Consider the following 23227-nt stretch of genomic DNA (forward strand, 5'->3'; position numbering starts at 1 on the left):
GGCCTGGGTCACTGCTGGGCCCTCCACATGTCTTCGAGCATCGTGATCTGGTCCTGGTCGAGGTCGACCAGGTCGAGGTCCGAGGGGGTGTACCCCCCGGTGGTGCCGTGCGCCGCCCATGCGGCCAGGGCGTCCACGGCAGCCAGGAAGCCGTCCGCGAGCTCCCCGACGGCGTCCTGCGGGACGGCCTCGCCCGCCCACGTGAACGTCGCGGTCAGTTCCGGCCCGTCCGGGCCGTCACCGATCTCGGTGGTGATCTCCAGCGGGTGCGACAGCGGCAGCAGCGGATCGGGCCGCGCCGCCAGGGCGTCGCCCTCCGCCGCCGGACCCCAGTCGGGATCCGCCGTCCCGGTCTGCCGGCCCAGGTAGTTCCACAGCACCTCGGGCCGGGCCGCGCCGTCGAACAGCCGCGCCGTCGCCGGGTTCGCGTAGCGCAGCAGACCCGCGCCGACCCCGCCGTCCGGTACCTGCCGCAGCAGCTCCTTGACCTCCTTCAGGGCCGCACCCGCGTCGTCCCGCCCGGCCAGCACGCCGGCCGCGTCGTAGGACCGGGCCGTCACCCGCAGCGGATGGATCGCCGTGAACCAGCCCACCGTCCGCGTGAGGTCGGCGCCCGGCAGCAGCTCCTGCTCCCGGCCGTGGCCCTCCAGGTCCACCGTGAAGCCCTCGCCGTACGCGAGTCCCCTGCGGGCCGCCAGGTCGCCGACCGCCAGGGCCAGCGCCGTCAGCAGGGTGTCGCCGACCGTGCCGTGGAAGGCCGTCGGAACCTCCCGCAGCAGCGGCGCCGTCCGGTCCGCGGACGCGCGGACGGTCAGCTTCCGGGCGGTGGCCACCGTGTCGGTACGGGCGTCCAGGGCCCGGTGCGCCAGCAGCGGGGCCGTGGCCGCGGAGGCCGCCAGCCAGTGGTCCAGCTCGGCCGTCCGGCGCGGGGCCTGGGCCTCGGCGAGGAGGTGCCCGGTCCAGGTCCGCAGGGAGGTCGGCACCGGCTCCGGCTCGGGCCTGCGGCCCGCGGCCGCCGCCTCGTACGCCGCCCGCAGGTCCGGCAGCAGGATCTGCCAGGACACCTCGTCCACCACCAGGTGGTGCGCGGCCAGCAGCAGCCGGCCCGAGGCGTCCGGACCACGGTCGAAGTGGACCGCCCGCAGCATCACGCCGGACTCCGGGTCGAGCAGCCGGGACACCCGGCCGGACTCCCGCGCCAGCAGCTCGCGCAGCGCCCCGTCGTCCGCCCCGGCGGCGTCCACCGTGTCCAGTACGGCCTCGGCCGTCACCGCGCCCACGGGCCGTACCTCGGCGCTCCACACCCCGGCCCGGGCCACGGTCAGGGTCTGCCGCAGCCCGTCGTGGTGGTCCAGGACGGCCTGGAGCGCGGCGCGGAGCGCCGTCCGGTCCGTGCCGACCGGCAGCCGCACCAGCCTGGCCTGCGCGAACGAGGCGAACGGGCCGCCGCGTTCGGCCAGCCACTGCGCCACCGGCGGCAGCGCCAGCGGGCCGGGCCCGCCGTCGGCGGGCCGCACCGGGGCGGCCGTCGCACCGTCGCGTCGGACGGCGACCCCCGCGAGGGCGGCCGGGGTCGGGTGCTGGAACACCTGCCGGGCGGAGATGGTCAGCCCGGCCTTCCGGGCGAGACCGACGAGGCGGATGGAGACGATGCTGTCGCCGCCCAGCTCGAAGTAGTTGTCGTCCGGGCCGACCGCGGGCAGTCCCAGCACCTCGGCCACCAGGGCCCGCAGCACGTCCACCGGCTCGGCGCCGGCCAGGGGGGCCGGGGCGGCGGCGGTAGCGGCGGCGGCCACGGCCGCGGCCGCCGCCGCGGGCAGGGCGGGCGCGGGGAGCGCCTTGCGGTCGAGCTTGCCGTTCGCGGAGAGCGGCAGCCGCTCCAGGGTCACGAACGCCGACGGGACCATGTACTCCGGCAGCCGGGCGGCGGCCAGCGCCCGCAGCTCCTCCACCTCCACGGTCCGGCCCTCGGCGGGCACCACGTAGGCGACCAGCCGGCGCACGCCCGGGGTGTCTTCGCGGAGTTGGACGGTGGTGTGGGTGAGGTGGGGGTGGGTGGTGAGGGTGTTTTCGATTTCTGCGGGTTCGATGCGCAGGCCGCGGAGTTTGATCTGGTGGTCGGTGCGGCCGAGGTAGTGGAGGGTGCCGTCGGGGGTCTGTCGGACGAGGTCGCCGGTGCGGTACATGCGGCTGCCGGTGGGTCCGTGGGGGTCTGCGGTGAAGCGTTCTGCGGTGAGGTGGGGTCGGGTGAGGTAGCCGCGGGCGAGTTGGGTGCCGGCGAGGTAGAGCTCTCCGGGGGTGCCGGGGGGTACGGGGTTGAGGTGGGTGTCGAGGACGTAGGTGCGGGTGTTCCACACCGGCGTACCGATCGGAGCGGTCGCCTCGGAGCAGTCGCGCGTGGTGCCGTGCGCGGTGACGTCCACGGCGGCCTCGGTGGGTCCGTAGAGGTTGGCCAGCTCGGCGTCCTGGGCGTTGTGCTCGTGGAACTGCGTGGTCAGGTCGGTGGTGAGGGCCTCGCCGCTGCACACGACCAGGCGCAGGGCCGGGGTGCTGCCGACGGTGTGCTCGGCCAGGTAGGCGCCGAGCATCGAGGGCACGAAGTGGCAGACCGTGACCCGCTGTTCCGCGATGAGGGTGTTGAGGTAGTCGGGTTCCTTGTGGCCCTCGGGTCGGGCGATGACGAGCGGGACGCCCTGGGCGAGGGGCCAGAACAGCTCCCAGACGGAGACGTCGAAGCCGGTGGGGGTCTTCTGCAGGACGCGGTCCGCGTGCGTCAGCCGGTAGGCGTGCTGCATCCACTCCAGGCGGTTGACGATCGCCTCGTGTTCGACGAGCACGCCCTTCGGCCGTCCCGTTGAACCACTCGTGAAGATGACGTAGGCGGGGTGGCGGGGCAGCAGCGGCCTCGTCCGTTCCGCGTCCGTCACCGGACCGTCGGCCCGGCGGGCCAGCTCCGCGTCGGCCTCGGCCGAACCGAGGACCACCCGCGGAATCTCCGGACCCGTCGGCAGCAGCGCGGCCGAATCCCCGTCCGTCAGCGTGAGCACCGGGCCACCGGTGTCCAGCAGGTACGTCAGCCGGTCCCCGGGGAGGGACGGGTCGAGGGGGAGGTAGGCGCCTCCGGCGCGGACGACGGCGTGGAGGGCGATGAGGAGGTCGGTGGAGCGGGGGAGGGCGACGGCGACGATGGACTCGGGTCCGACGCCGCGGTCGATGAGGAGTCGGGCGAGGCGGTTGACGGCCGACTCGAAGTCGGGCCGGGACAGTTCGGTGCCTTCGAAGACGAGGGCGGGGCCATGGGCCGCGGGGGCTCCGGCGCTGACCAGGTCGGCGAGGGTGGCCGGTCCGTCCAGGGTGACGGCGGTGTCGTTGAAGCCGTGCAGGACCTGCTCGCGCTCGGCCTCGTCCATCAGCGCGATCGCGGACAGCCGGACCGTCGGATCGGCGGCCACGACGTCCAGGAGGCGCACCAGCCGGCCCGCCAGGGCGGCGACCGTCGGCTCGTCGAACAGGTCCGTGGCGTACCGGATCCCGCCCTCGAAGCCGCTGTCCGCCCGGAAGGTCCCGAAGGCCAGCTCCAGGTCCACCTTGGCGCCGCCGGTCTCCACCGGGAACTCCTCGGTGGGCACGCCGAATAGCTCGCGCAGCTCGGCCGCCGGCTCCGCCGAGTGGTAGGTCACCATCGTCTGGAAGAGCGGATTGCGGGACCGGGACCGCTCGGGTCCCACCGCCTCCACCACGGCCTCGAGGGGCAGGTCGGCACGGGCGAACCCGGCCAGCGCCGTGTCCCGCACCCGGCCCACCAGCTCGGCGAAGCCCGGGTCCCCGGACACGTCCGTCCGCAGGACCAGGGTGTTCAGGAAGAAGCCGACCAGACCGTCCAGCTCCTGCCCGCCGCCGCGTCCCGACACCGGGCTGCCGAGCGGGATGTCCTCACCCGCGCCCAGCCGGTGCAGCAGGGCGGCCACCGCCGCGTGCACCACCATGAACGGGGTCGCACCGGCGCCCCGGGCCAGCCGGATCAGCCCGTCCGCGGTCGCGGCGCTGACGGCGAAGGGCACCACACCGCCCCGGAAGGTCGGCTCCGCCGGGCGGCCGCGGTCGGCCGGAAGGGCCAGCTCCGCGGGGGCGCCCGCCAGCGCCTCACGCCAGTACGCGGCCTGCGCGGCCGCCACCGACCCGGCGTCGGAGGGCTCGCCCAGCAGCTGCCGCTGCCACAGCGCGAAGTCCGCGTACTGCACCGGCAGCGGGGCGAACTGCGGCACCCGGCCCGCCGTACGGGCCGCGTAGGCGGCCGATAGGTCGGCCAGCAGCGGGCCGGTGGACGCCTCGTCGGTGGCGATGTGGTGCAGCAGCACGAGCAGCACCGCCTCGTCCGGGGCCGCCCGCAGCAGCGTCACCCGCAGCGGCAGGTCCCGCTCCAGGTCGAAGACGTGGCCGCCCGCGGCCACCGCCTCGGCGCCGAGCCGGTCGGCGGGGACCTCCCGCACGTCGAACGGCACCACGGCCCGTTCCGCCGGCAGGACGCGCTGGTAGGGCTCGCCCTCGTGCTCGGCGATCACGGTGCGCAGCACCTCGTGCCGCGCCGCCAGGTCCTGTACGGCCTCGCGCAGCGCGTCCGTGTCGACGGGTCCGCGCAGCCGCACCGCGACCGGCACGTTGTAGACGGTGCCGGTGCCGCGGAGCGCGTCCAGCAGCCACAGCCGGTGCTGGGAGTACGACAGCGGCGGCCGGCCGGCGCGCAGGGCGGGCGCCCCGGCCAGGACGGGCAGCGGGCGGGCGTCGCCCGCGGCCCGTCCGGCCGGCCGCGCGGCCAGCAGGGCCGGGGTCCGCAGCTCGAACACGTCGCGTACGGCGCAGTCGCCGCCCAGGGCCTCGCGCAGCCGGGCGGCCACCCGGGCGGCGAGCAGCGAGTGCCCGCCGAGCGCGAAGAAGTCGTCGTCCGCACCGACCGCCTCCCGGCCCAGGACGTCCGCGAACACGCCGACGGCGATCTCCTCGCGGGCGTCGCGCGGGGTCCGCGAGACGGTGGCCCCGGGCAGCTCGGGCGCGGGGAGCGCCTTGCGGTCGAGCTTGCCGTTCGCGGAGAGCGGCAGGGCGGGCAGCGTCACGAAGAAGCTCGGCACCATGTACTCGGGCAGCCGGTCCGCCGCCCACGTGCGCAGCTCCGCCGCGCCGGGCTCCGCCAGCCCGGCGGCCACGACCACGTACGCCACCAGGTGCTGGACCCCCGGGGTGTCTTCGCGGAGTTGGACGGTGGTGTGGGTGAGGTGGGGGTGGGTGGTGAGGGTGTTTTCGATTTCTGCGGGTTCGATGCGCAGGCCGCGGAGTTTGATCTGGTGGTCGGTGCGGCCGAGGTAGTGGAGGGTGCCGTCGGGGGTCTGTCGGACGAGGTCGCCGGTGCGGTACATGCGGCTGCCGGTGGGTCCGTGGGGGTCTGCGGTGAAGCGTTCTGCGGTGAGGTGGGGTCGGGTGAGGTAGCCGCGGGCGAGTTGGGTGCCGGCGAGGTAGAGCTCTCCGGGGGTGCCGGGGGGTACGGGGTTGAGGTGGGTGTCGAGGACGTAGGTGCGGGTGTTCCACACCGGCGTACCGATCGGGGCGCTGGGAGACTGCGCACCGGCGGCGGCCGTCATCGCGGTGACATCCACGGCGGCCTCGGTCGGGCCGTAGAGGTTGGCCAGTTCGGCGCCGTGGGTGTTGTGGGCGTGGAAGAGCTCCACCAGGTCGGTGGTGAGGGCCTCGCCGCTGCACACGACCAGGCGCAGGGCCGGGGCGCTGCCGACGGTGTGCTCGGCCAGGTAGGCGCCGAGCATCGAGGGCACGAAGTGGCAGACCGTGACCCGCTGTTCACCGATCAGCTCCGCCAGGTACGCCGGCTCCTTGTGGCCCTCGGGTCGGGCGATGACGAGCGGGACGCCCTGGGCGAGGGGCCAGAACAGCTCCCAGACGGAGACGTCGAAGCCGGTGGGGGTCTTCTGCAGGACGCGGTCCTCGGCGGTGAGCCGGTAGGCGTGCTGCATCCACTCCAGGCGGTTGACGATCGCCTCGTGCTCCACGAACACGCCCTTCGGCCGTCCCGTCGAACCACTGGTGAAGATCAGGTACGCGGGGTGGCGGGGCAGCAGCGGCCTCGTCCGTTCCGCGTCCGTCACCGGACCGTCCGGCAGGGCCGCGGTCTCGGCCGCCGTCCCCGCCGCGTCCAGCAGCACCACGTCCATCCCGTCGGCCGCCGGTACGGCCGCCGCCGAAGCGGTGTCGGTCAGCAGGCACACCGGACGGGCCGTCGCCGTCATGTACGTCAGCCGGTCGGCCGGCAGCGACGGGTCGAGGGGGAGGTAGGCGCCTCCGGCGCGGACGACGGCGTGGAGGGCGATGAGGAGGTCGGTGGAGCGGGGGAGGGCGACGGCGACGATGGACTCGGGTCCGACGCCGCGGTCGATGAGGAGTCGGGCGAGGCGGTTGACGGCCGACTCGAAGTCGGGCCGGGACAGTTCGGTGCCTTCGAAGACGAGGGCGGGGCCATGGGCCGCGGGGGCTCCGGCGCTGACCAGGTCGGCGAGGGTGGCCGGTCCGTCCAGGGTGACGGCGGTGTCGTTGAAGCCGTGCAGGACCTGCTCGCGCTCGGCCTCGTCCATCAGCGCGATCGCGGACAGCCGGACCGTCGGATCGGCGGCCACGACGTCCAGGAGGCGCACCAGCCGGCCCGCGAGGGACATGACCGTCGGCTCGTCGAACAGGTCGACGGCGTACCGGATCCCGCAGCTCATCCCGACCGGGGTGCGCCGGAACAGCACCTCCAGGTCGAACTTGGCGGCGCCCGCGCCGACCTGGCGCTCGGCCGCCGTCACGGCCTCGCCGAACAGGCCGGACGGCATCGGCGTGCCGCCCTCGTAGGCCACCATCGTCTGGAACAGCGGGTGCCGGGACAGCGAACGCTCCGGTGCCACCGCCTCGACCACCGCGTCGAACGGCAGGTCCCCGTGCTCCAGGGCCCCGGCCGCCGCCCGCGACGTGCGCTGCAGCAGCTCCGCGAAGCCCGGGTCGCCCGACAGGTCCGCGCGCAGCACCAGGGTGTTGACGAAGAAGCCGACCAGCGGGTCCAGGGACTCCGCCGTCCGCCCCGACGCGGGGAAGCCCAGCGGCACGTCCTCGCCGGCGCCCAGCCGGTGCAGCAGCGTCGCCAGCGCCGAGGACACCACCGTGAACAGGGTGGTCCCGGTGGAGGAGGCCAGCTCCTCCAGGCGGGCGGCCAGGTGCTCGGGCAGGCCCACCGTCACCGTGCGGCCCTCGTGCGAGGGCACCGCCGGACGGCTGCGGTCCGCGGGCAGCGCGAGCTCGGCCGGGATCCCGGCGAGCGTCCCGCTCCAGTACGCCGCCTGCGCCGCGGCCACCGAGCCCGGTGCGGCCGCGTCGCCCAGCAGCCCGCGCTGCCACAGCGCGTAGTCCGGGTACTGCACCGGCAGCGGGGCGAACTCCGGCGCCCGGCCCGCCGTACGCGCCGCGTACGCCGCGGCCAGGTCCGCCAGGAACGGGCCCGTCGACCACTCGTCGGAGGAGATGTGGTGGAACAGCACGAGGAGGGTGTGCTCCGACGGGCCCTCCGACAGCAGGGTCACCCGCACGGGAAGTTCCCGCTCCAGGTCGAAGGCGTGGCCCGCGGCCGCGTCGAGCGCCGCCTCGGTCTCCTCGCCGCCGACCGCCGTCACGGTGAAGGGCACCTCGGCCGCGGCCGGCTCCAGCACCCGCTGGAAGGGGCCCTCCGCGTCCTCGCCGAACACCGTGCGCAGTGCCTCGTGCCGGGCCACCACGTCGGTGACCGCGGCCCGCAGCGCGTCCGCGTCCACCGGCCCCGACAGCCGTACCGCCAGCGGCACGTTGTACGTGGCCGACGGGCCGTCCAGCCGGTCCAGGAACCACAGCCGCGCCTGGGCCGGCGCCATGGGCAGCCGCTCCGGGCGGACGGCGAGGGCGACCGGCTCCGTGCGGCCGCTGCCGCCCCGGCCGGTCAGCCGCTCCGCGAGCCCCGCCACCGTGCGCGCCTCGAAGACGTCCCGCACCGAGCAGGCCGTACCGGCCGCCCGGATCCGCGCCACCAGGCGCGTCGCCAGCAGCGAGTGCCCGCCCAGGCGGAAGAAGTCGTCCTCCGCACCGACCGAGGCCAGCCCGAGCACCTCGGCGAACACCGCCGCGACGCGCTCCTCGGCCGCCCCGCGCGGCGCCCGGGACTCCCCGGCGGCACGCGGGCCGGGCACGGGCAGGGCCGCCCGGTCCAGCTTGCCGTTCACGTTCACCGGCAGCTCCGGCACGACCACCACCGCGGCCGGCACCAGGTGCTCGGGCAGCACGGCGGCCAGGGCGCGCCGCAGCTCCTCCGGGTCCGCCGACGCGGAGGCCGCGTAGCCGACCAGCTCCGGCAGTCCGGCCGCGCCCGGCAGGTCCTCACGGACCAGCACGGCCGCCGCCGAGACCCCGTCCAGGGCGGCGAGCGCCGCCTCGACCTCGCCCGGCTCCACCCGGAAGCCGCGGATCTTCACCTGGTCGTCGGTGCGCCCCAGGAACTCCAGCAGGCCGTCCGCACGCCACCGTGCCAGGTCGCCCGTGCGGTACATGCGGGTGCCGGGCGCGCCCAGCGGGTCGGCGGTGAACCGCTCCGAGGTCAGCGCGGCACGGCCCAGGTAGCCGCGGGCGTTCTGCTCGCCGGCCAGGTACAGCTCGCCGGGCACGCCCGGCGGCACCGGTCGCAGCCGCGCGTCCAGGACGTGGGCCCGGGCGTTGTCCAGCGGCCGGCCCACCACGGGCGACGGGCTGTCGCCCACCCGCGCGACCAGCGCGTCCACGGTGAACTCGGTCGGCCCGTAGTAGTTGACGGTCTCCACGCCGGAGACCTCGCGCAGCTCGGCCCACAGGCCGGGCGGCACGGCCTCGCCGCCGAGCAGGAACAACGCGGGGCGCCATTCGCCGGCCAGCAGGCCGGCGTCCACCAGCTGCCGCCCGTACGAGGGGGTCACGTCCAGGGCGTCGATGCGGTGCTCCCGCACGTAGCCGACGACGGCCTCGGCGTCCCGGCGGCCGAACTCGTCCAGGACGTGCAGCTCGTGGCCGGCCACCAGCCACAGCAGCTGCTCCCAGGAGGAGTCGAAGGAGAAGGAGGCCGTGTGCACGGCCCGCACCCGGCGGCCCAGCCGCTCGGCGACCGGCCCGTACAGGTCGCGCTGGTGGTCGCGGAAGAGCCGGGTCAGGCCCGCGTGCCGCAGCACCACGCCCTTGGGCAGGCCCGTGGAGCCGGAGGTGTAGATGACGTACGCGGCGTGCTCCGGGTGCACCGCGGCCTGCGGCAGCGGCGCGGCCACGGCCAGCCGCTCCACCGTCTCCGGGGCGTCCAGGACCAGCGCGGGCACGCCGGGCACCCGGCCGGCGGCGGAGCCGGTGGTCACCACGCACACGGGCGCGGCGTCGTCGAGCATGAAGGCCAGCCGGTCGGCCGGGTGGTCCAGGTCCAGCGGCAGGTACGCGGCCCCCGCCCGCAGGACGGCGAGCAGCGCGACCACGGTGTCCGCGGAGCGCGGCACGGCCAGGGCGACGACGGTGTCCGGGCCCGCGCCCGCCTCCACGAGCAGGGTCGCCAGGCGGGCGGCCCGCTCGTCCAGCGCGGCGAAGGTCAGCCGGTCCGCGCCCGCCACCACGGCGAGGGCGTCGGGGTGCGCGGCGGTGCTCGCCGCGAGCACCTCCGTCACCGATTCGGGGGCGACGGGACGGCCGGTGGCGTTCCACCGCTCCAGTGCCGCGAGCTCGGCGGAGTCCAGCAGCTCCCAGGCGGAGACGGGCCGTTCGGGGTCGGTCACGGCCTCGGCGAGGATCCGCAGCAGCCGCTCGGTGAACGCCTCCGCGGTGGCCGCGTCGAAGAGGGCGGTCGCGTAGAAGACCTCCAGCTCCAGGCCGGTGCCGTGGGCGGAGTCGGAGAAGGTGACGTCGAGGTCGAACTTGGCGGCGCCGGGGTCGATCCGGTCCACGCGTGCAGGCAGCCCGAAGAGGGTCCGCAGGTCCTGGCTGATCGTGCTGTGCGAGACCATCGTCTGGAACAGCGGGTGCCGGACGGGGGACCGCTCGGGCGCCACCGCCTCCACCACCGCGTCGAACGGCAGGTCGGCGTGGTCCAGGGCGGCCAGGTCGGCGGCCCGCACCCGGGCCAGCAGCTCGGTGAAGGTCGGGTCGCCGCCCAGGTCGGTGCGGAGCACCAGGGTGTTGACGAAGAAGCCGACCAGGTCGTCGAGGGCGCTGTCGGAGCGGCCCGCGACCGGCGTGCCCAGGACGATGTCGTCGCCCGCGCCGAGCCGGTGCAGCAGAGCCGCCACGGCCGCGTGGACCACCATGAACACACTGGTGCCGCTCTCGCGGGCCAGGTGCCGGATGCCGTCGCCGACCGCGTCCGGGACCGGCCGGTAGACCATCGCGCCGGCCGCCGCCTCGGCCGCCGTCGCGGGCCTCCCGCGGTCGGCGGGCAGGGCCAGCTCCTGCGGGGCGCCCGCGAGCACCTGCCGCCAGTGGGCGGCCTGGTCCGCGGCCAGCGACTGCGGGTCGGCGGGCGAGCCCAGCAGCTCGCGCTGCCACAGGGCGTAGTCGGCGTACTGGACGGGCAGCGCGGTGGACTCCGGGGCGCGGCCCTCCGTCCGCGCGGCGTAGGCGGCCGTCAGGTCGGCCAGGAAGGGGCCCATCGACCACTCGTCGGAGGCGATGTGGTGCAGCAGCACCACCAGCACGTCCCCGGCGCCGTCCGTGCGGACCAGGGTGACCCGGACGGGGGCGCCCGCCGCCAGGTCGAAGCGGTGGCCGAGCGCCGCGTCCACGGCGGCGTCCACCCCGCCGCCGTCGGTCTCGGTCACGCGCAGCAGCACCCCGGAGGCGTCGGCCGGCAGGATCCGCTGCGCGGGAACGCCGTCGTGCTCCTCGAACACCGTGCGCAGGGACTCGTGCCGGGCGACGGTGTCGGTGAGGGCCGCGGCCAGGGCGGCCGCGTCGAGCCGGTCCTCGAACCGCACCGAGAACGGGATGTTGTAGGTGGTGGAGGGTCCCTCCAGCTGGTGCAGGAACCACAGGCGCTGCTGCGCGTACGACAGGGGCAGCACCTCCGGGCGCTCGGCCGCGGCGGGGGAGCGGCGGGCCGGCGCGGACCGGCCGGCCAGCCGGGCGGCGAGCGCCCGCGCCGTCCGGGCCTCGAACACGTCGCGGATCGCGCAGCCGGTGTTCAGCGCCGACCGCAGCCGGGCGGCGGCCCGGGAGGCGAGCAGCGAGTGCCCGCCGAAGGCGAAGAAGTCGTCCTCCGCGTCGAGTTCCGGCATCTCCAGGACGTCGGCGAGGACACCGGTGACGATCTCCTCCCGGGCCCCGCGGGGCGCCCGCCCGCCACCCTGGCCGGCGGCTCCCGCAGAGGGCGCGGGCAGCGCCTTGCGGTCCACCTTGCCGTTGGCGGTCAGCGGGAAGGAGTCCAGCACGACGACCGTGGCCGGGACCATGTAGGCGGGCAGGACCTCCGCGGCGGCGCGCCGCACCGCACCCGGGTCGGGGGCGGTGCCGTCCGCTCCGCGGGTGACGTAGCCGACCAGCAGCTGCCGGCCGGGCTCGTCCTCCCGTACGAGGGCCACGGCGCGGCCGGTGCCGGCGGCCGCGGCGAGCGCCGCCTCCACCTCGCCCGGCTCGATCCGGTGCCCGCGCAGCTTCACCTGGTCGTCGGCGCGGCCGACGAACTCCAGCCGCCCGTCGTCGTCACGGCGCACCAGGTCGCCGGTGCGGTACATCCGGGAGCCGGCCGGGCCGAACGGGTCGGCGGTGAACCGCTCCGAGGACAGGGCCGGGCGGCCCAGGTAGCCGCGGGCCAGCTGGGTGCCGGCCAGGTACAGCTCGCCGGCCCGCCCGGCGGGAACGGGGCGCAGGGCCGCGTCGAGGACGTGGGCGCGGGTGTTCCAGAACGGCACGCCGATGGCCGGCACGCCGATGTGGTCCGCGTCGAGGTCGGCCGAGGTGGCCCACACGGTGGCCTCGGTGGGGCCGTAGACGTTGGTGACGGACCGTGCGGTGCGGGCGAGCCGCTCGGCGAGCGCGGCGGGCAGCGCCTCACCGCCGACGAGGACCCGGGTGCCGTCGAGCGCGGTGGGCCGGCCGTCCTCCAGCAGGGCGTGCCACAGGGAGGGGGTGGCCTGCATGACGGCGGGCCGGTGGGTGTCGACGAGGGCGGCCAGGGCGGCCGGTTCGCGGACGGTGTCCCGGTCGGCGAGGACGATGGTGGCCCCGCACAGCAGGGGGGTGTGGATCTCCAGGACGTGGATGTCGAAGGAGACGGTGGTGACGGCGACCAGCCGGTCCGCGGGGGCGAGCGCCAGCACCTCGGCCTGCATGTGCAGGAAGTTGGCGAGGGCGTCGTGCGGGACCACGACCCCCTTGGGCCGGCCGGTGGAGCCGGAGGTGTGGATCACGTACGCGGGGTGGGCGCCGGTCAGCGGCGCGCGGCGGTCGGCGTCCGTGACGGGGCCGTCGGCGAGGTCGGCCAGCGCGGCCAGGGTGTCGGGGGCGTCCAGCACGATCTGCTCGGTGCCGGGCGCCAGCGGGGCGAGGGCGGCGCTGTCCAGGGTGGTCAGGACGCACACCGGGCGGGCGTCCTCCACCATGAACCGCAGCCGGTCCGCCGGGTACTCGAGGTCCAGCGGCAGGTAGGCGCCGCCCGCCTTGAGCACGGCGAGCAGGGACACCACCAGGTCGGCGCCGCGCGGCAGGGCGAGCCCGACGAAGGACTCGGGGCCCACGCCCCGCCCGATGAGCAGCCGGGCGAGCCGGTCGGCGCGCGCGTGCAGTTCGGCGTGGTCGAGGACGGTGTCCCCGGCGATCACGGCGGGGACGTCGGGGTGGCGGCGGGCGGCCTCCGCGAAGGCGGCCACCACGGGCCCGGCCGGGACCGCGCGTTCGTCGCCGCCCCCGACGGCGGTCACGAGGGCGGCCGGGCCGAGCAGGTCGGGACGGCCGACGGGGGAGTCGGCCCCGGCTTCGGCGCAGCCGGTCAGGAAGTGGGCGAACTCGGCGACGAGCTGCGCCGCGGCGGCCGGGCCGTAGGCGTGCGGATTGGCATCCAGCTCCAGCCGGATCCGGCCCTCGGCCTCGTCGTGGTACACGCCGAGGGTGAGGTCGTCGACGGGGCCGGCGGCCACGTTGTGGACGGTGGCGGGTGCGCCGGCGAAGTCCAGGCCGTAGTCGAAGGCCTTGACGTTGAGCATGGGACCGAAGGTGGCGGAGCCGTCCGCGTGCCCCGCTCCCAGGGCGCGGCGGATGTCCTCGGCCCGGTGGTGCTGGTGGCGGCGCAGGTCGCGCACCCCGGCCGCGACGTCGGCGACCAGCCGGCCGAAGGGGAGTCCCGGATGCACGGCCACCCGTAGCGGCAGCACGTTGACCACCATCGCGGGCACGCGCAGGGCGGCGGAGCCCAGACGGGCCATGGCGGGCAGGGACAGGACGACGTCACGGGAGCCGCCGGCCCGGTGCAGCCAGGCCGCGAACGCGGCGGTCACGGCGTCGGCCCAACTGGCCCGCACGGTGCGGGCGGCGGCCAGCAGCAGGCCGGTGGGGCCGGGGCCCAGTTCGGCGTGCGCGCGCAGGAAGGAGTGCGCGGCGGGGTGCGCGGCGCCGCTCAGCGGGGACGGTTCGGGGAGTCCGGCCAGCCGGTCCTGCCAGTGGGCGAGGTCGGCGGCGTGCCGCTCCGAACCCCGGTAGGCGGCTTCCTCGTCGAGGACCGCGGACAGGCCGGGGAACGGGGAGGGGCCGGGGTCGCGGCCCTCGGCGAGCGCCGTGTACACCTCGGCGGTGCGCCGGGACACGAGCGAGAACCCGTAGGCGTCGAGGGCGATGTGGTGGACGCGCTGGTACCACAGCGTCCGGTCCGGGGCGACCCGGTGCAGGCTGAAGCAGTACAGCGGGTCCCGTGCCGGGTCGACCGGGGTGGCCATGTCACGGTGCATCAGGGACAGGGCCGTGCCGTACGGGTCGTCCTGCTCGGCGTGGTCGAGCACGGGGACCACGACCGGGAGGCCGGCCGGGTCGGCCGGGACCACCTGGTACGGCTCGCCGTCGGCGTCCTCCCCGAAGGCCGCGGTGAGGGCGTCGCACTCGGCGACGGTGCGCCGCAGCGCGGCGGTGAACAGCTCAGGGTCCACCGGGCCCTGGATCTCGACGTACTGGCCGACGTTGAAGACCGGGGATTCCGGGTCGAGCCGCTGGCCGTACCAGACGCCGGTCTGCGCCCCGGTGAGGGGGAGACGCTGGGGGATGCGGTCGCTCATGGATGGTGCTCCAGTGGTCGTCGGCGGGACCGGGACGGCGGTCGGCCGGGGTGTACGGGGGCGGTGCCGGGGTGCGGCCGCGCGGGGTGCCCCGGGGCGGCGTCGCGGACCGGCGGTGCCGGTGGGCGTGCGGGGCCGCGGTACGGGCGGGGCGGGCCGTGGTGGTTCGGGTGGGGTGGGCGGGGCCGGCGGTCAGACGCCGGCCGCGGCGGGGGCGGCGGTGCCGGGCGGGGCCTCGTCGCCGCGCGGGCCCTGCTCGTCCTCGTCGAGGGCCGACCGGGAGGGGAGGGTGGCGTTGCGCAGACCCGGCACGGCCACGGCCACCGCGACGGCGGCGACGGCGCAGACCGCACCGTTGACGATGGCGGCGCCGGCGGGGCTGAACCAGCGGGCGATGGCAGCGACTTCGGCGTCGCCGGCGATGCCGCCGGTGGTGCCCTGGGCGGTGATCACGCTGATGACGCGGCCGCGCATCGCGTCCGGGGTGTGGTGCTGCACGAGGGCGTACTCGAGGATCTCGTAGACGGTGCCGGCGGCGCCGCCGACGGCCAGCAGGGCGAAGGCGAGCACGGCGCTGCCGCTCAGTCCGAAGCCGAGAGTGGCCAGGCCGCCGGTGAACGCGGCCATCAGCAGGAGGCGTCCGGGGCGGGCGGCGCGGCCGAGCCAGCCGCTGGTGGCGGAGACCAGGACGGCGCCGACGGCCGGGGCGGTGTAGAGCAGGCCGAGCATGACCTCGCCGCCGCCGAAGCGGCGGTCCACCATCTCGGGGAAGAGCACGACGGGCACGTTGAAGATGGCGGTGACTCCGCCGAGCAGGACCAGGCCGCCGACGACGCGGTCCTTGAACGCGAAGCGGAAGCCGGCCAGCGGGGAGCGGGAGCCCTTGCCGCCGTCCTCGTCCTCCTCGTCGGCGCCGCCGGGGGGCAGCGGCCGGACCCGGGTGATCAGGAGCGTGGTGACGGCGGTGGTGACGGCGGTGAAGGCGAAGACCGGGCCGGTGCCCCACAGGGCCAGCAGCACGCCGCCGAGGAACGGGGCGGTGACGGAGCCGATCTCGCCGGTGAGGGACATCAGGGCGCCGGCGGCGGGCAGCTGGTCGTCGCGGACCAGGCCGGGGGCGGCGGCCATCAGCGCGGTGACGCTGACGCCGGAGGCCAGCCCGTCCCAGGCCACGCAGAGGTGGATGGCCCACAGGGAGGGGTCGGGCAGGAAGGCGTTGACGGCGAGGCCGGCGAAGGCCAGCGCCGCGGCGCCGCGCGCCCAGAGGATCAGCGTGCGCCGGTCGGTGCGGTCGGCCATCATCCCGCCCCACAGGGAGCCGACCAGCACGCTGATGCTCATGATCATGCTGACCACGGCCACCTGGAAGGTGGACCGGCTCATGTCCCAGACCTGCGCGGACAGCGCGACGGTGGCCATGCCCAGGCCGAACAGCGACACCACGCGGGCGATGAAGACCGCGCGGAAGTCGGGGGAGGCGCGCAGCGGTTCTATGTCGATGACGAGGTCGCGCAGGGACACGGCGGGCTCCGATGGAAGGTCGGGGACGGGGGCGGGTCGAGAGGTGGGGCGAGCGGTGGGGCGAGCCGGCCGGTCCGGTCAGGACGCCGGCGCGAGGAGGTCGGCCCACTCGCGGAGGGTGGGACGCTCGGCGAGGTCCACGAACGCGATCTGGGCGCCCTCGGTCCGCCAGCGCGAGACGAGGGACATCAGACGGATCGAGTCGAGACCCTGGTCGAGCAGGTTCTCGTCGGGGTCGATCTCCTCGGGCTCGGCGCACAGGACGTCGGCGACGTCCTGGATCAGCCGGTCGAGTCCGAACGGGCCCTCGGGGAGCGGGTTGTCGCCCGTGTCCGCGGTGGCGGCCTGGAGGGCGGTGGTGTCGGGGGACGTGGTGGTCATGGCGGGTGGCTTCCTCGTTCGGGGGACAGGGGCGGCCGCCTCACCATCAGATGACTTAGGTAAGGCTAACCTAATTCTGTGATTCCAGTTGCAGCAGATCTCCCCGTGGTTCCGGTCAGGCCGGCCCACCTCGGAGACGCACACGCTCTCTTCGCCCTCTCCCGGACCTTCGTGGCCTCCGGAGAGCTGCGCCCCCGCCCCCTCGGTCACTACCTCGCGAGCGTCGGGGAGTTCCTCCTCGCGGAAGGCATCACCCCCGGCACGCCGGCCGGGTGCGTCGCCGTACGGGACGAGGGCGCGGGAGCGGCCGTGCTCCACAACTTCTGTGTGGCGCACGGCAGTCAGGGCATGGGGATCGGGTCGGCGCTGTTCCGGGCCGCGCTCGCGCGGGCCCGGCGGTACTCGGCCGCCCGGGTGTTCACGGCGACGACGGGGTCCGCCGTGCTGTTCGTACGGCACGGCTTCGTCCCCGTCGTACCCGAGCAGGCCCCGGCCGCCTGGGCGGCGGCCCTGGACCCGGCCCGGGGGTCACGGGTCTACGCGCTGACCCTCTGACGGGTGTTCCGGGGGCGGGGTACGGGACCCCCGCCCCACGGAGGCTCAGCGGGCGGCGTCCGCCGCGACCAGGGAGGCCGGGCGCATGTCCGTCCAGTTCTCCTCGGTGTAGGCGGCGCAGCCCTCACGGCTGTCCTCGCCGTGCACGACGCGCCAGCCGTCGGGCACCGCGGCGAAGGCGGGCCACAGCGAGTGCTGGTTCTCGTCGTTCACCAGCACGAAGTAGCGGGCGTCGTCGTCCTCGAAGGGGTTGGTGGCCATCGGGGTGTCTCCTCGGGTGGGTCGGTGGATCGTCAGGGGGGAAGGAAGGGCGGGCCGGGCGGCGGTGCGCCGGTGCGGCCCGGCCCTCAGGATTCGGCGGCGAACCGCGCGGCGAGAGCCGTGGCGGCCTCGGACAGCGCGGCCGCCTCGGCGGCGCCGAACAGGGCGGTGGACCAGCGCCACCGCACGGTCACGTGGTGGCCCCCGCCGGGGGCCGGGCGGACCTCGGCGGTCAGCTCCACGGGCCCGGTGAGCGGCGGTTCCCCGCCGGAGGAACCGGGCGCGGGCCACTCCTCCTCCGGGGCGGGGCCCCAGCCGGGAGCGGCGTCCGGGGCGCACGGTGCGGTGCGCCGCCGGTACACGACGCCGCGGCCGGGCGAACCGGCCCGCAGCGCCGAGGTCTGGGGGTTCAGGTGCCGCAACTGCTCCTGGCCGCGCCCCTCGTCCGGTACGGCCGCCAGCAGCAGCCGGACGGCACCGGGACCGTCCGGACCCAGGGGGAGCCGTACGCCGTGCACCGTGGACAGCGGACCCATCGTGCGCGGGGCCGACGGGGGACGCGGGAGCTCGACACCGACCGGCAGGCAGCTGCCGTCGTGCAGCCGGGCCCGGCCGACGGCGGCCCGGGCGAGCGCGGCCAGCAGGGCCACGTCGACCGGGTGCGGCTCCGCAGGGCCGGCCGGGACCTCCAGCCGGGTGACGGTCCGGTGGCCGCCCTCGGCCGCGGGCCAGGACCGTGCCGCGGGACCCTCCGACAGCCGCGTCCAGTACGGCAGCTCCCCCACCCGGGCGGGCGACTGCGCCCGCGTGGCCAGGGCGGCGGCCCAGGCGGTCAGGCCGCCGGGCTCGCCGAGCGCGGCCGGCGGGGCGCCGGCTCCCGTGCCCGCGAACCACGCGTACAGCACGGGCAGTTCGTCGAGGACCAGCTGCCACGAGGCGTCGTCGACGCACAGGGCGTGGGCGGTCAGCAGCAGCCTGCCCGGCTCGGCCGGACCGGCGTCGAACCAGGAGGCCCGCAGGACCGCGGCCGAGGACGGGTCCAGGGCCGCCCCGGCGGCCCGCGCCGCCGCCGTGGTCAGCCGCTCCCGGGCGGCGGCGTCCAGGCCCTCCGCCGGGTAGCGGCGCAGGATCGCGGGGTCGGTGACGGCGGGCGCCGCGTCGGCGGCCCGTACCTCCTGGCTCCAGACGCCGTGCGCCCGGTGCAGGGCCAGCCGCAGCGCCGGGTGCCGGCGGGCCAGGGTGCCCAGGGCGCGGCGCAGCGGAGCCGTCCGCAGGCCCGGGGGGACGGTCAGCAGGACGTGCTCGTGGGCGCGTTCGGCCGGACCCGCGGCCTCGCGCAGCCGGTGCGCGGCGGGCAGCAGGGTCAGCGGCCCCTCCTCCCGGTCCCCGGCCGGAACGGCCAGGGCGCGCGGGGCGGCCGTCGCGACGGCGTCCGCGGCGGGCCGGCCGGTGGCCGCGATCCGCCCGGCGGGCGTCCGCGGCTGCCGGGCCAGGCCGGTGAGCAGGGCCGCGAAACCGGCGGCCTCGGACTCCAGTTCGGCGAGCCGGTACAGCGCGGGGTTCGCGTCCAGGTCGAGGCGGAGCAGGCCCTCGGCGGAACGGGAGGCGGAGACCGCGAGGTCGTCCACCGGCCCGGAGGCCAGGCTGACGACCCGGCCCGGAACCCCGGCGAAGTCGAGCTCGGTCTCGAACGGCCGCAGGTTGACCAGCGGACCGGGCACCCGGGAGCCGGCGTGCCCGGGCCAGACGGCCCGGGCCACGTCCGTGCCGCGGACCCGCTGGTGGCGCCGCAGGAAGGCGGTCTCCGCCGCCGCCCGGGCCAGCAGCTCCCCGAAGGTGTCGTCCGGTCCGGCGGCCACCCGTACGGGCAGGATGTTCACGGCGGCGGCCGGGACCCGCAGGGTGCCGGGCGCGGTCCGGGCCGCGGCGTACACGGCGAGGACCGCCTCCAGTGCCCCGGTCCGCGCGGTGGTGTGCGCGGCCGTGGCGGCGAGCACCGCCTCGCCCCAGGTGACCCCCGCGTCACGGGCGGCGGCCTCGACGGCGGCGGTGTCGGCCCGGTCGAGGACCACGGTGGCGCGCAGCGCCGTGTCGGCGGGCGGCGCGCTGCGCCCGCGCAGGGGCGCGGGCGGCAGGACTCCGGCCAGATGCCGGGTCCAGGCCGCCAGGTCGGTCCGCCGCTCTTCCGAGTCGGCGTACGCGCTCTCCGCCTCGACGAGGGCGGTCACCGGGGCGAACGGCGAGGGGCCGGGGGGCAGTCCGCGGACGGCCGCCGTGTAGAGCTCGGCGATGCGGTGGCCCAGCAGGGCCAGTCCGTGCCCGTCCACGGCGAGCTGGTGGAAGAACTGCACCAGCAGGTGGTGCTGCGGCCCGACGGCGACCAGGACGCTCCCGGCCAGGTCGGGGACGTCGTCCGGGGCCGGCGGATCGGTGAGCAGGTCCAGCCGGGGCGGGCAGGCGAGCTGTCCGCGCACCAGGCCGAGGGCGGCGGCCACCGGGTCGGCGGCCCCGGAGGTGTCGAGCAGGGCGGGCCGGCGCGGGCGTCCCGGGGTGCGTACGGGTGACTGCCGCGGGCCGTCGTCGCCGTGGGTGAGCCGGAAGCGCAGCCAGGGGGCCTCGTCGAAGGCGCGGGCGACGGCGTCGCGGAGGGCCTCGGTGTCGACGGGGCCGACCAGTTCGACGTACTGCCCGACGTTGTGGCCGGCGTAGTCGGGGGCGGCGGTCTGCGCCGCCAGGAACTCGGCCTGCGCGGCGGTCAGGGGCACGGCCTCGGCGGCGGCGGGGGCCGGGGCGGGGGAGGAGGTGGCGGACACGTGTCAGCTCCGGGAACCCGTGGGGTGGGGGACGGCCGCCGCTGCCGCGGCGGGCCGGTTGCGGCCGGTGCGGACCGCGCGTTCGGCGCCGCTCAGCAGCAGGGAGTCGCAGATCTCGCCGGACCGGACGGCCAGGGTGGACAGCAGGGAGGAGGTCAGGCCGTGGGTGTGCTCGGTCCCGGCGCCCTGGAGGTAGATGCCGGCGCGCAGCCGCGGGGTGGTGGCCACGCGGTGGTCCCGGCCGATCCGCAGCCGTCCCCGGCCGTCGGTCAGACACTCCTCGACCAGGTCGCCGAGGAGGTCGCGCGGGTCGGGTGCGCGGTAGCCGGTGGCGTACACCACGGCGTCGCAGGGGAGTTCGGCGGTGGTGCCGTCGATCAGGGAGCGGACGGTGGCGACCGCCCCGGCGGCGTCCGTGCGGACGTCCGCGACCTCGCTGGTGTTGAGGATCCGCAGCCGTTCGGTGCCGGAGACCTTCTCCTGGTAGACGGTGCGGTAGAGCTGGGTGATGAGGTCGCCGTCCACGACGGAGTAGTTGGTGTTCGCGTGGTAGCCGAGGAGGCGGTCCTTCACCTCGTCGGGGGCCGTGTAGAAGGCGTCCACGGCCGCCGGGTCGAAGATCCGGTTGGCGAAGGGGCTGTCGTCCGCCGGGCTGTAGCCGTAGCGGGCGAACACGGCGCAGACCTCGGCGTCGGGGAAGGTCCGGTGCAGGTGCTCGGCGGCCTCGGCGGCCGACTGGCCGGAGCCCACGACGGCGAACCGGCGGTGGGTGAGACCGGGCAGGGAGCGGGTGCGGTGCAGCAGCTCGCTGTTGTGCCAGATGTGCTCGCCGCGCTGCACGCCCCCGGGGAGTCTGGGCACCAGTCCGGTGCCGAGGGCGATGTTGTGGGTGTACAGGGGCGTGTCGGCCCCGTCCGCGCCGGTGCCCCCGGCCGGGTGGTGGTGGACCGCCAGCACCTCGACACCGTCCCCGTCCCCGTCGCCGTGGCCGGCGGTCACGCGGGTGACCTCGCTGCCGTAGGAGACCCGGTCGGTGAAGTTCTCGGCGCACCAGCGGAAGTAGTCGTGGAACTCGATCCGGGTGGGGAAGAAGGTCTTCTGGTTGATGAAGTCGGCCAGCCGGCCGTGCTCCTGCAGGTACTGCAGGAAGCTGTACGGGCTGGCCGGGTTGCGCATGGTCACCAGGTCCTTGAGGAAGGACACCTGCATGGTGGCGCCGTCGAGGAGCATGCCCGGGTGCCAGCCGAAGGTCTCCTGGCGTTCGACGAACGCCGCCCGTACGGCCTCGCCGGCGGGCCGCCCGGCGTTGTGTTCGGCCACGGCTATCGCCAGGGCCAGGTTGGCCGGGCCGAAGCCGATGCCCACCAGGTCTCGGACATCGGGGAACCGTTCCCCGGACCCGGTGTGCGTATGTGGTGCGGACATGCCCATCCTTCCTCGGACTTACCCGGATATTTAGGTAAGGCTGACCTAACGTCACTGATGGTGGCGGGTGTGTCAAGCCACCCGGAGCCACTGGCGGAAGGCGTGGCGAAGTCGCCAACTGCCTTTGATTACATGGCAATTCGCTGATGTGGAAGATCCGTCCGAAGGGCGGGGCGGCGTGCCGCCCGGACTCCCTCCGGGCCCGCCGAGCGGCGGGAATCAGCCGCCGGAGATCCCCGGAAGCCGGGAACCACGGGCCTGCGGCCGGCGCGGGGCGCCCTGGGCGCGCCCGCTCCCGACCGTGCGGCGCGCGCCGTCCGCCCTTCCGGTGGAAGCCGATTTCGGGACGTCCCGTTGGATGTGGTCGGCCTCCGGCTTGGACGGCCCGGGGGCTTCGCCCCGGGCCGGGCCTCAGTGCCGCCCGGGTGCCGGGTCGGGCACCACGCGGGTTCCCGGGGGAGTCTCGCCGAAGACCCCCAGCAGGGTGTGTGGCACCCGCCCGTCCAGGACGTGCGCCGTCGCCACCCCGCCCCGGACCGCCCGCAGGCAGCCCTCCATCTTCGGGGCCATGCCCCCGTCCAGTGAGGGGAGCAGCGCGGCCAGTTCGCCGGCGGTGAGCCGGTCCACCACGGTGGTGCCCCGCGGCCAGTCGGGCACGAGCCCGGCCACGTCCGTGAGCACCACCAGCTTCTCCGCGCCCAGGGCCGCGGCGAGGGCGGCCGCGGCGAGGTCGGCGTTGACGTTGTAGATCTGGCCGTCCGTGCCCCGTGCCACCGGCGAGACCACCGGGATCCTGCCGCGGTCCAGCAGGGCGCACACGGTGTCCGGATCCACGTCGGTCACCTCGCCGACCAGACCGATGTCCACTTCGCACCCGTCCACGAGCGCCGGGCGCCGCACGGCCGTGAGCGTGCGGGCGTCCTCGCCGGTCATGCCGACGGCGAAGGGGCCGTGCTCGTTGACCAGCCCGACCAGTTCGCGCTGGACCTGGCCGGCCAGCACCATGCGCACCACCTCCATCACCTCGGGCGTGGTGACCCGCAGGCCGGCGGTGAACGTCACCTCCAGGTCCAGCCGTCGCAGCAGCGCGCTGATCTGCGGGCCGCCGCCGTGCACCACGACCGGCCGGAGCCCGGCGTACCGCAGCGAGACCACGTCCGCGGCGAACGCCCGTTTCAGCTCCTCGTCGACCATCGCGTTGCCGCCGAACTTCACCACCACCGTGCGGTCCCGGTGGCGTTCCAGCCAGGGGAGGGCCTCGATCACGGTGCGCGCCGGAGCGGCACCCGGGGTGCCGCCCCGCGCCGCGGGTGAGGGGTGACGGATCGTCATCGGCCTGCCATTTCCTGGATGAGTGAGCGGGTGGTGCGGACCACGCCCCAGCGGGAAGCGGTCCAGCGGAGGGCGAGGGCGTGGTCCTCGGGACCCGCGTCGGCGACGGCGTCCGCGGCCACGAAGGGCTGGATGCCGTGCATCCGGGCGTCGGCGGCCGTCAGCAGCACCCCGCCCGCGGCGTGCAGGCCGCACAGGAGCAGCTGGTCGCGGCCGGTGACGGCGAGGACGCGGCCGAGGTGGCTGCGCAGGAAGGCGTTCTCCCGGACGTATGTGATGACGTGGTCCCCGCGCTCGGGGACCAGCGGGCCGTCCGGGGCCGGTCCGGGGTCGCCGCCCGGTGCGTGACCGAAGACCACGGGCATCCGGCTGTTGCGGGCGGCCCGGCGCAGCGCGGCGGCGTTGGCGAGCAGTTCGGCGCCGGGCGCGGCGGTGGCCGGGAACGCCCGCAGGAACTGCGGCTGCATGCCGAGGATCAGCAGGGCGGCCCGGCCCGGTTCCACGGTCCAGGCCTGCGCCGACGGCGGGACGGTGGCCTCGGCGGGCATCGGATAGGGCGTGACGTCGGGCAGGTGCATGACCGGGGCTCCCCCTCGTGCGGGGCAGCCGGTCGCCGCCGCC

Annotated in this window: 9 protein-coding genes; 1 reads left to right on the top strand and 8 read right to left on the bottom strand. The window is 76.1% G+C overall.

From position 1 onward, the window contains the following. Nucleotides 1-8: 8 nt before the first annotated feature. The 3 genes from ACPU2J_RS29085 to ACPU2J_RS29095 all read right to left on the bottom strand — a co-directional run bounded on the left by ACPU2J_RS29085 (nt 9) and on the right by ACPU2J_RS29095 (nt 16220). Entirely contained in the window at nt 9-14318 is a 14310-nt protein-coding gene (locus tag ACPU2J_RS29085; protein ID WP_423834337.1) for an amino acid adenylation domain-containing protein, read from the bottom strand. 192 nt (nt 14319-14510) lie between these two features. Next, nucleotides 14511-15839 carry an enterobactin transporter EntS gene (entS, locus tag ACPU2J_RS29090; protein WP_420078926.1) on the bottom strand — a complete coding sequence of 443 codons (1329 nt, stop codon included), beginning with the start codon at nt 15837-15839 and terminating at the stop codon, nt 14511-14513. A gap of 78 nt (nt 15840-15917) precedes the next feature. Then, nucleotides 15918-16220, bottom strand: coding sequence for a phosphopantetheine-binding protein (locus ACPU2J_RS29095; RefSeq protein ID WP_420078925.1), 303 nt, complete (start codon nt 16218-16220; stop codon nt 15918-15920). 105 nt (nt 16221-16325) lie between these two features. Between ACPU2J_RS29095 and ACPU2J_RS29100 the strand changes: the two genes are divergently transcribed. Then, nucleotides 16326-16775: a GNAT family N-acetyltransferase gene (locus ACPU2J_RS29100; RefSeq protein ID WP_420078924.1), complete on the top strand. Its 450-nt coding sequence runs from the start codon at nt 16326-16328 to the stop codon at nt 16773-16775. A gap of 45 nt (nt 16776-16820) precedes the next feature. Here the strand turns inward: ACPU2J_RS29100 and ACPU2J_RS29105 are convergent, their stop codons facing one another. From ACPU2J_RS29105 to ACPU2J_RS29125, 5 genes are all read right to left on the bottom strand, one after another. Continuing rightward, complete coding sequence (locus tag ACPU2J_RS29105; RefSeq protein WP_361593411.1) at nt 16821-17036, bottom strand: MbtH family protein; 216 nt, start codon at nt 17034-17036, stop codon at nt 16821-16823. 86 nt (nt 17037-17122) lie between these two features. Next, on the bottom strand, nt 17123-19849 hold the full coding sequence (locus ACPU2J_RS29110; protein ID WP_423834338.1) for a condensation domain-containing protein: 2727 nt from the start codon (nt 19847-19849) through the stop codon (nt 17123-17125). 3 nt (nt 19850-19852) lie between these two features. Continuing rightward, the gene (locus ACPU2J_RS29115; RefSeq protein WP_420078922.1) at nt 19853-21274 is read right to left on the bottom strand and encodes a lysine N(6)-hydroxylase/L-ornithine N(5)-oxygenase family protein; all 1422 of its coding nucleotides are present in this window, start codon (nt 21272-21274) and stop codon (nt 19853-19855) included. A 411-nt stretch (nt 21275-21685) separates the two neighbouring features. Beyond that, nucleotides 21686-22606, bottom strand: coding sequence for an acetylglutamate kinase (gene argB, locus ACPU2J_RS29120; protein ID WP_420078921.1), 921 nt, complete (start codon nt 22604-22606; stop codon nt 21686-21688). Continuing rightward, complete coding sequence (locus ACPU2J_RS29125; protein WP_420078920.1) at nt 22603-23184, bottom strand: isochorismatase family protein; 582 nt, start codon at nt 23182-23184, stop codon at nt 22603-22605. The genes argB and ACPU2J_RS29125 overlap by 4 nt, the downstream gene beginning before the upstream one ends. Between the last annotated feature and the right edge of the window lie 43 nt (nt 23185-23227).

The organism is Streptomyces manipurensis, from assembly GCF_049570255.1.
Taxonomy (GTDB): Bacteria; Actinomycetota; Actinomycetes; order Streptomycetales; family Streptomycetaceae; genus Streptomyces; species Streptomyces manipurensis.